Raw genomic sequence first — 740 nt, forward strand, 5'->3', positions numbered from 1 at the left:
GTCCCTGGCGACCGGGTCATGGGCCTCCTCCCTGGCGCCTTCGGGCCGGTCACGATCACCAACCGTCGCACTCTGGCCCCCATCCCGGACGGCTGGGCCTTCCACCAAGCAGCGGCGATCCCCATCACCTATCTCACCGCGTACTACGCCTTGGTTGACCTCGCGGGCCTCCGTGCGGGCCAGTCGGTCCTCATCCACGCCGGCACCGGCGGCGTCGGCATGGCGGCCGTCCAACTCGCCCACCACCTCGGCGCCGAGGTATTCGCCACCGCCAGTCCCAGCAAATGGGACACCCTGCGCGCCATGGGCCTGGACGAGGACCACATCGCCTCCTCCCGCACCCTCGACTTCCGCGGGCACATCCTGGCCACCACCGACAACCGTGGCGTGGACGCCGTACTCAACGCCCTCACCCACGACTTCATCGACGCCTCACTGGAAACCCTCCCCCGCGGTGGCCACTTCCTCGAAATGGGTAAGACCGACCAACGTGACCCAGGCCAACTCGCTCAAACCCACCCCGGCGTCACCTACCACGCCTTCGATCTGAGCGAGGTCGACCCCGAGCGGCTGCAGCAGATGCTCACCGAGGTACTAGCCCTCTTCGCCTCTGGTGCGCTCACGCTCCCACCTCTCACCACATGGGACATCCGCCAAGGCATCCACGCCTTCCGGCACCTCAGCCAAGCCCGCCACGTGGGCAAGTTGGTTCTTACCCTGCCGCGATCCTCATCCTCGCC

The 740-nt window shown here is 67.6% G+C and carries 1 protein-coding gene; it reads left to right on the top strand.

Going from position 1 to position 740, the window contains the following annotated elements:
* Positions 1 to 740 (top strand): zinc-binding dehydrogenase (locus AC5P1B_RS35755; RefSeq protein WP_493892207.1); only part of this gene is annotated, 740 nt, incomplete at both ends.

The organism is Streptomyces sp. A01 (genome assembly GCF_059026195.1).